This window comes from Slackia sp. (assembly GCF_977041755.1).
Genome location: NZ_CDRRGL010000083.1, coordinates 1 through 8,616, shown reverse-complemented (window position 1 = coordinate 8,616; position 8,616 = coordinate 1). Strand labels below are relative to the sequence as shown.

Genomic DNA, 8,616 nt, shown 5'->3' with positions numbered 1-8,616 from the left:
ATCGTTCGCCATCGCGCGATAGACGAGACGACCGATACGGCCAAAGCCGTTGATGCCAACCTTGATTGCCATGTGCAAACCCCTTTCTTAGGTGCATTACTGCCTCGAATTATAGGTGAGAGCGATGAAAGGACAACAAAAAGCGGCCCAAAAGCACGGCGAGCGGCCCAAAAGCACCGCTCGCGGACATGGGAATGACAAGCTCGCCCCAAAGACAGCGAAAACGGCCCTGGCGAGTGCAGTTCGAGTGAAGCCAAGGCGACGCGTACTTCGGTACGCGAGCCGAAGGCTGAACCCGAAATGCTCCGCCGGGGCCGTTTGCAGCGTCGAGCGGTTGCGTCGTTCGTCAGAACGACGCAACTACTTCATGTCCATATTCTGCATCATTTCCTGCAGCTGCTTCATATCGGACATCTTCATGCCACCCATACCCGGCAAACCAGGCATGCCGAAACGGGACTTCTTGCCCTTCTTGCCTTTCTTACCCTTCTTCGTGGGACGACCCGCATTCGCGGCCGCAGGCATCATCTTCTTCATCATTTTGCGCGTTTCGTTGAACTGCTTCATGACCTGGTTCACTTCCTGAACCGAAGTGCCGGAGCCGGCCGCGATGCGCTGGCGGCGGCTGCCATTGAGCAGCTCGGGCTTTTCGCGCTCGGCCTTCGTCATAGAGAAGATGATGGTCTCCATGCGGTCGAGCGCGCCCGTATCGACTTGACCCTGCGCCATGGCCTTATCGCCACCGGGCAGCGCGCTGATGAGCTTCGAGATGCCGCCCATCTTGGAAACCTGCTTCTTGATTTCAAGGAAGTCGTTCAGGTTAATGTCGGCCTTTTGAACGCGCTCGGCGGTTTCGGCCTCAATCTCTTCGGCCTGAATTTTCGAGGCGTGCTCAATAAGCGAAACCACGTCGCCCATGCCCAAAATGCGCTTTGCCATGCGGTCGGGATGGAACGGCTCGAGCGAATCGGGCTTCTCGCCCGCGCTGATGAATTTAATCGGCTTGCCGGTGACCTGCTTGAGCGACAGCGCGCCGCCGCCACGGGCGTCGCCGTCCATCTTCGACATGATCACGCCGTCGAAATCGACCTTCTCGGCGAAGGCCTGAGCCACGTTCACGGCGTCTTGGCCAGTCATGGCATCGACGACCATGAGAATTTGGTCGGGCTTCACAGCGGCCTTGATATTAGCGGCCTCTTCCATCATCTCTTCGTCGACATGCAAACGACCCGCCGTGTCGACGATGACCACGTCACGCAAATTATCGATGGCGAAACGAACGCCCTCGCTCGCGATTTTCACCGGATCTTGACCGTCGCCGCGATAGACTTTCACGCCCATCTCGTCGCCGAGTGTTTGCAGCTGATCGGCCGCAGCCGGACGATACACGTCGCAGGCCACGAGCAAGGGGCTGTGGCCTTTGCCCTTCAGCAGATACGCAAGCTTGGCGGCGGCGGTAGTTTTACCCGAGCCCTGCAAGCCGACGAGCATAATCACGTTGGGAATGCGGCTCGAGAGCACGAGCCCCGAATCGGTTTGGCCGAGCAGCGCCGTGAGCTCGTCGAGCACGATTTTCACAACGTTTTGCGCCGGCGTGAGCGAATCGAGCACCTCGGCGGTCAGGCAGCGCTCCTTCGCATTGGCGATGAAGCTCTTAACGACCTTGAAGTTCACGTCGGCCTCGAGCAACGCCATGCGAATTTCGCGCATGGCCGCATTAATGTCGTCTTCGGTAAGGCGGCCCTTCGATTTCAGGCCGCTGAAAATGCCTTGCAGACGATCGGAGAGGTTCTCAAACATACAAGCTCCTTGCTATCGCGCTTCGCGTTCGTCGAATTCGCCCACGAGCGCTCGCGCGAAATCGTGCGCGTCGAAATCTTTCAAATCGCCCAGGCCCTCGCCCACGCCGATTTTATAAATGGGCAGGCCAAGCTCGTGGCTCACGGCCAACGCGATGCCGCCCTTCGCGGTGCCATCGAGCTTGGTTACAATCACGCCGTCCAAATCGAGCGCTTTATCGAACACGCGCGCCTGAGACAGGCCATTCTGGCCGGTAGTCGCGTCAATCACGAGCACGGTGTACACGGGCGCTTTCGAGCGCTTGCGCACCACATTCACGACCTTTTGCAGCTCGCGCATAAGGTCGTCAGACGTATGCAGGCGTCCTGCCGTGTCGATGAGTACCAAATCGCAGCCATCGGCCTCAGCGCGTTCGATGGTGTCGTAGCACACGCTTGCCGGGTCGCTTCCGCGCTCGCGCTCCACGATGGGAACGTTCGCGCGACGAGACCATTCTTCGAGCTGCTCGATAGCCGCAGCACGGAACGTGTCGGCGGAACCCAAAATAACCTTGCGACCAGCGTCGGCGCCTTCCTTGGCGAGCTTGCCGACCGTAGTGGTTTTGCCGGCGCCGTTAATGCCGACGAACAGAACGCATGCGGGCTCGCCGCCAAACGGATCGGCCTCGGTGGTGGCAAACGTGCTTGCGAGTTCATCATTCAGGCGATCGAGCACAGCATAAGCATCGGGCAGCGCCTTGCGCGTGGCTTCGTCGCGAAGGTTTTCGACAACCTGCGACGCTGCCGAACCGCCCATGTCGGCCAGAATGAGCGTTTCTTCCAAATCGTCCCAAAAATCGTCGTCCAAATTAGGACCGCGATCGAGCAGGACGTTCATTTGCTCGGTGAATTTTTGGCGCGAGCGCGAAAGGCCCTCGCTGATTCGATCAAAGAATCCCATGAAAATGCCCTTTCATGCGAATGGAAAAGTCAACCTTGTTAGCCTACCACAGCAAAAAGCCCGCCAACGCGCAAGCTGGCGGGCTTTATTTAATCAGCGTTCGGAAGCGCATCTTTCAGACGCTGCGAGAAGACCTTCGTCACGCCATCGGCTTGCATCGACACGCCATAAAGCACGTCGGACATCTCCATGGTGCGACGCTGATGCGTGATCATAATGAGCTGCGTCTCGTTGCGCAGCGTGGCCAGATATGCGATAAGGCGCCTGAGGTTGCTGTCGTCGAGCGCCGCTTCCACCTCGTCGAGAATGTAAAACGGGGCGTGGCGAATGCGATACACCGCGAACAGCAACGCGATAGCCGTGAGCGACTTCTCGCCGCCCGACATGAGCGTCATCTTCGAGATTTTCTTGCCGCGCGGTTGAGCCTCGACCTCGACGCCAAGCGAGCTTTGGCCCTCTTCCCCACCGACAAGCGAAAGCGAAGCGGAGCCACCCGGGAACAGCTGGGCGAAAATAGTCTTGAAATTCTCGTTCACCTGCTCAAACGTTACATCGAACTGCTGCTGCATGCGCTCGTCGATTGCGGCGACGATGCGTTTGAGCGAGCGACGCGCGGCTTCCATGTCTTCCACCTGAGCGGCCATGAAGTCGTAGCGCTCCTTCATGGCCCCATATTCCTCGGCAGCCGAAGAATCGATGGTGCCCATGGAATTCAGGCGGCGGCGTATTTTGAACGCCTCGCCCTCGGCCGCGGCACGATCTTGCGGCGCGGGAATCTCGAGCGCAGTTTCAAGCGGCGTGCCGCATTCGTCGACGATGGTCGAAATCGCGGCTTCTACCTGAACCTCGAGTTTGCCCTTCTCAATGCGGACCTCATTGAGTTTCGCCTGCGTCGCCTCAAGTTTGTCATGGGCGGCACGCGAGGCAGCACGCGCCTCGTTGATGGAAGCATTGAGCGAGGCGGAATTGCTCTGCTCGAGCGCCGCCTTACCCGCAAGATCGTTCACCCATGCGGTGGCCGATTCTTTCAGGTTTTGCAGCACGTCGTGCAACGGCTCGATGCGCTTGCTCGCGACATCGAGCACCACGAGGTCGCGCTCTGCTCGCTCTTTCGCGTGTTGGGCACGCTCCAAATCGCGCACGCGTTCGCGATGCTCGCGCGTGAGCGAAAGCGAGCGTTCCTTCGCCGTGGCGAATTCGAGCTTGCTTTCGGAAAGCTTACTCGAAAGAGCCTGCTCGCGTTCGTATGCGATGGCGCGAGCGCCCGAAATGTCGCTCATGCGTTCTTCAGCATCGGTGCGCGAAACGCGCAAGGCTTCAATGGCTTGGCCAAGTTCCACGACTTCAGGCTCGGTTTTAGCGAGCTCGACATTCACGCGGGCCAAGTCTTCCGCAACGCTTTTCTGGGACGCTTGAAGGGTTCCCACGCGTTTCGCGAGACGCTCACGCTCGGCCTGCGCGCTTGCTTGAGCACCCGCACGCTGTGCATGAGTTCGAGAAAGGTCCAAGCTCATGGCGCGCTTGCGTTCCAAATCGCCCTGAAGGCGCTCGAGCTCTATTTGCGCCGTTGCCTGCTCCTCATTGGAAGCCTCGAGCTGCGCCCGCAAATCGTCGAGTTCTCTCTCGCGGGCGAGCATGCCCTCTTCGCCGGCGGTACCCATGCACACCGTGATTTTCGCGCCCGGCCACACGACGATCCCATCTTTGGTCGCGAAACGAGCGCGAGCGCTTCCCGCTCGGGCCCCAAGGCCCTCTTCGAGCGAGTCGACCAAGAACACGTCACCCAAAAGCGACTCCAGAAGCCCCCGCACGTGCTCGGGGTATTCAAGCGAATCGAGCAGACGCGGCTTGTCGCACGAAATGGACTCGGGCGCGCTACCAGCGACGAGCACCGATGCGGTGCCGGTTGCACCTGTTTGGGAAAGGGCGTCCACAATGCTTTGCGCAGAAGCAGCCTCGCGCACATACATGCTCGCGATGTCTTCGCCAAGAAGCTGCTCGACAAGAGCCTCAAGGTCTTGAGGGGCGCGAACCTCTGCGGCGAGTGGCGCGATAGCCGCGTCAAATTCCTCGCCATGCTCGGCAACCCATGCCGACGCATCGTTTTTCGAGAGCATGCCGCGGTTGATTTCCTCAAGAGCGGCGATTTTGCCTTCGAGGCGCTGGGCGGCTTTGCGCTTGTCGTCGAGCGTGGAAGTCGCCATGGCCACAGCACGCTCAGCGGCTGTCACGTCTTCGGTAGCTGCACGGCTCTTCTCGAGCAGCTCGGCCAGCGCGGCGGTTTCTTCATCAAGACCCTTGCATTTCTCATCGAGCTCAACCGTTGCGCTCTCGAGCTCGGCATCGATCTCGTCGCGTTTCGACTCGAGCAGCTGTTTGGTTGACACGCGCCCAGAAAGGGCATCTTGCAAACGCGCGCGCTTCGCCGTTTTCTCGTCGATTTCGCGCTCGCGCTGACGCAGGGAGCGCTGCACTTCAGCCAGCTCAACGTCGCGCGACTGGCGTTCGGCCTTCGCTTCGTCGAATTGCGCCTTCAGCTCTTCAACCTGCGTAGCCAGCGCATCGCGGCGAGCCGTGCGTTCCTCGAGCTGCTCTTGCAGCGCAGCTACTTCCTCTTCGTAATTCGAGATGCGGCGAGCGCTGCCCATCGCGGTGTTTTCGGCCTGCTCGCGACGGGACCGAATCGAACGAGCCTTTTCGGAAAGCAACATATCGGCCGACTCAAAACGCTCGACCACCATATGGAAGCGCCCGCGCTGCGCGGTGAGGTCGCCCACATACAGGCCTTTTTCCTGAAGCGCAAGTTGCAGCGCTTCGAGTTCTTCCTCGGCTTTCTGAGCTTTGATTTTCTGCACATCGATGCCTGCGGCGGCTTCGTTCTCGCTTTTCAGCGTTGCGTTCCACGTGCCCTGCAGCGTGCGCAAGTCATCGACTGCAAGCACCAAATCGAGGCGAGCGAGCTCGTCGGCCAAGCCTTGGTATTGCTTGGCTCGTTGCGCCTTGCGGGCAAGAGGCTTCAGCTGGCGCTCGACCTCGGCCGTGACGTCTTTCACGCGCGCGAGGCTCGCGTCCATGCTCGCAAGCTTGCGCTCAGAGCGCTCTTTGCGCTGCTTATGCTTCAGAACGCCCGCAGCTTCTTCGATAAGCGTGCGGCGGTCTTCGGGCTTGCTTGCGAGAATAGCATCGAGCTTGCCTTGGCTGATGATGGAATGCGCACCCGTGCCGAGGCCGGTGTCGTGCAGGATGTCCATGAAATCCATGCGGCGGGCTGGTGCGCCGTTGATGAGGTATTCGCTTTCGCCGGAACGGTACATGCGGCGAGTAAGCGATACCTCGTTGAAATCGACAGGCAGCGTGCCGTCGGAGTTGTCGAGCACGAGTTCGACCTCGGCCACGCCGACGCTTTTGCGGGCCGAAGAGCCCGCAAAAATGACGTCTTCCATGGCCTGGCCACGCAAATTCTTCGCATTGCGCTCGCCAAGCACCCACAGCACGGAGTCGGAGATATTCGATTTTCCCGAACCGTTCGGACCGACGATTGCCGTGATGCCCGGTTCGAGCGAAATCACGGAACGGTCGGCGAACGACTTAAACCCTTTCAGGATCAGGGATTTCAGATGCATGTATGCCTACTCCTGGCTATGCTTCGCAGCTGCCTTCGCACGCTTTTCCTGCTCGCGCTTCTCGCGCTTCGCACGTTTTTCCTGCTCGCGTGCCGCCTTGGCTTCCGCCTTCGCGGCTTGCTTGGAGTTCATTTCGTCAAGCGCGGTTTTCGCCGCCTGGCTCTCGGCCTCCTTCTTCGTGCGGCCCATGCCCGAAGCAAGCGCCTTCATGCCGGCGAATACCTGCGACACGAAGGTGCGATCGTGCGGCGGGCCTTGAGTCTCGATAAGCTTGTATGTTGGCGTGATGCCCTCTTCCTGCAGCTTTTCCTGCAAGGCACTCTTCGGGTTCTCGGGCTCCTTCGCCATATCGATGCTCATGCGCGGAATAAGCGTGCGTTCGATGAAGAGCTGCGCGCCTTCGATGCCGGCATCGAGGTACAGAGCCGCGACAACGGCTTCGTACACGTTTTCAAGCGCCGAGTGCAAGCCGCGACGGCCCGTGCCGCGTTCGGAAGAGCCGAATACGATGATATCGGCGAAACCAAGCTTTTCAGCGACGTCAGAAAGGCTCGCGCCAGAAACGAGCGCCACCTTGATGCGCGTAAGGCCGCCTTCATCGATTTCGTGGTAGGTATGGAACGCCTCGCTCGCCACCACGGCGCCCAAAATGGAATCGCCAAGGAACTCAAGGCGCTCATACGAGAACTTGACCGGCTTGCCCTCGGTTGCGGAAGGATGCGTGATTGCCGCAAGCAAAATTTCGGGGTTTTTGAACTCGTAGCCCAAAATCTTCTGGGCGAGCTCAACCTTCTGTTTCTGCTCTTCGGTATGGTTTTCGGTAAATGTCATCGGGACACCGCCTGGGAAATAAGCCCGCACACATCTTCGCGCACGACCTTGCTGGATGCATGGATGCCGTTCTTAATAGCATCGGCATTGCTTGAGCCATGGCCCACAATGCAGGCTCCCTTGACGCCGAGCAGCGGCGCACCGCCGAATTTGTCGGGGTTGATGCTATTTGCGAGCTCGGAAAGCTTGCCCTTGATGGCAAGCGCGCCAAGCTTCGTGGCGAGGTTCGAAAGGAAGACCTTCTTCACCGATTTGAACAGGGTTTTCGAAGTGCCTTCGATGGTTTTGAGCACGACATTGCCCGTGAAGCCGTCGGTAACGATGACGTCGTAATTCGCGGCGATAATATCGCGGCCCTCGCAGTTGCCCACGAAGTTCGGCACCTTTTCCTTAAGCTGCGCAAATGCGGCCTGCGCGAATTGGGAGCCCTTCGTGTCTTCTTCGCCAATGTTGAGCAATGCGCACTTCGAGCTTTTAATGCCAACGATTTTCTCGGCATAAATGGAGGCCATCTGGGCGAATTGAGCAAGATATTCGGGCTTGCAATCGGCATTCGCTCCGATATCCGCCATAACGACCGGCGCCACAGGAGATGGGATTACGCTGCACAAGCAGGGGCGAGAAACGCCTTTGATGCGGCCAATGCCGAGCGTGGCACCCGCCAAGCATGCGCCTGTAGAACCAGCGGAAAAGAAGCCTTGCGCCTTCCCTTCTTTCACCAACTTGCAGCCGATCACGATGGAGGAATCTTTCTTTTTGCGCACCGCTTCGGCAGGATGTTCGGCCATGCCAATGACCTCGGTCGCGACTGCGGCGGTGCAGCGGTTGTGCGTGCTTGCGAACGGCTCCACGACATCGGCGGGACCAACGAGCACGACCTGCAGGTTCTCGTCTTCGGCGAGAGCGGCGGCAACACCATCGAGCACAACGGAAGGCGCATTATCGCCGCCCATGGCATCGACTGCGATGGTAACGTTTTCGGTTAAGGGCATCGATGAACCCCTTTCGTCATTGTGGTAACAAACGCGAAAATACAACAGCCCCGTTTCGAAAACGACTTACAATAAAAGGCTGCGCTTCGCATTGAAAAAGTCCTAGAAACACGAATGCCGACCCAAAACTGAGTCGGCATATTGACCGTGCATGTGGTATCGAGCGAGATTACTCGGTCTCGACAACCTCGCGACCCTTGTAGTAGCCGCAGTTGCCGCACACGCGGTGGGGCAACTTGACCTCGCCGCACTGCGGGCACACAGAGCGAGAGGGCATAGCGCAAACGTCATTGGCGCTGCGACGAGAGTGGGTACGAGCACGACCGGTTTTTTGCTTAGGCACTGCCATGGTTGTCACTTCTCCTTATCGATCTCGGCCGACCTTCAGCCGAAACGCTTCAAATGCTTGAATTCAGACGAAAGCAGATGAT

The 8,616-nt window shown here is 58.9% G+C and carries 7 protein-coding genes; 1 reads left to right on the top strand and 6 read right to left on the bottom strand.

Annotated features, from left to right (window positions below):
- The coding region (locus ACWI8T_RS06805) for a hypothetical protein (RefSeq protein ID WP_449138395.1) at positions 1–198 on the top strand (198 nt) is incomplete at its 5' end.
- Positions 199–360: 162 nt separating this feature from the next.
- Here the strand turns inward: ACWI8T_RS06805 and ffh are convergent.
- The 6 genes from ffh to rpmF all read right to left on the bottom strand — a co-directional run bounded on the left by ffh (position 361) and on the right by rpmF (position 8,534).
- Complete coding sequence (ffh, locus tag ACWI8T_RS06800; protein WP_449138394.1) at positions 361–1,800, bottom strand: signal recognition particle protein; 1,440 nt, start codon at positions 1,798–1,800, stop codon at positions 361–363.
- Positions 1,801–1,812: 12 nt separating this feature from the next.
- A complete protein-coding gene (gene ftsY, locus ACWI8T_RS06795) occupies positions 1,813–2,739 on the bottom strand; it encodes a signal recognition particle-docking protein FtsY (protein ID WP_114615084.1) in 927 nt (308 codons plus the stop codon).
- Between the two features lie 89 nt (positions 2,740–2,828).
- Complete coding sequence (smc, locus tag ACWI8T_RS06790) at positions 2,829–6,362, bottom strand: chromosome segregation protein SMC (protein ID WP_449138393.1); 3,534 nt, start codon at positions 6,360–6,362, stop codon at positions 2,829–2,831.
- Between the two features lie 6 nt (positions 6,363–6,368).
- Positions 6,369–7,193 (bottom strand): ribonuclease III, encoded by an 825-nt coding sequence (rnc, locus tag ACWI8T_RS06785; protein WP_114615082.1) that lies wholly within the window; start codon positions 7,191–7,193, stop codon positions 6,369–6,371.
- A complete protein-coding gene (plsX, locus tag ACWI8T_RS06780; RefSeq protein ID WP_449138392.1) occupies positions 7,190–8,185 on the bottom strand; it encodes a phosphate acyltransferase PlsX in 996 nt (331 codons plus the stop codon). Before plsX ends, rnc begins: the two co-directional genes overlap by 4 nt.
- A 169-nt stretch (positions 8,186–8,354) precedes the next feature.
- Positions 8,355–8,534 carry a 50S ribosomal protein L32 gene (rpmF, locus tag ACWI8T_RS06775; RefSeq protein ID WP_114615080.1) on the bottom strand — a complete coding sequence of 60 codons (180 nt, stop codon included), beginning with the start codon at positions 8,532–8,534 and terminating at the stop codon, positions 8,355–8,357.
- Between the last annotated feature and the right edge of the window lie 82 nt (positions 8,535–8,616).